We start from the raw sequence: 260 nt of genomic DNA, 5'->3' as shown, positions 1-260 counted from the left end.
AGCGAAGTTAGATTTTAATGTTTTATGACGCTGAATTAACTTCTCAATTTTTGTTATTTCACGCTCACTATCTCGTAAATATTGGTTTAACATAGCAATTGGATTTTTTCTTTCTTTCTCATCTAACACATTATGAAAATCAGCTAAAATTGCATCGCGTACACGTCCGAATAAAGATTGTTTCATTATAATCTTCCTCTCTTCTACTTTATAATTTGATTTATTTTATATTAGTTTTTCATTAACTTGTTCCACTCATC

Annotated in this window: 1 protein-coding gene; it reads right to left on the bottom strand. The window is 28.5% G+C overall.

All coding sequences use genetic code 11. From position 1 onward, the window contains the following. Positions 1-186: PspA/IM30 family protein (locus SB775_RS30940; protein ID WP_410865090.1), on the bottom strand; the 186-nt coding region annotated here is incomplete at its 3' end. Between the last annotated feature and the right edge of the window lie 74 nt (positions 187-260).

The sequence above is a fragment of the Peribacillus sp. SIMBA_075 genome (genome assembly GCF_046534585.1).
Note: the sequence above shows the minus strand (reverse complement) of the source record. Positions and strands in the feature narration are given on the sequence as shown.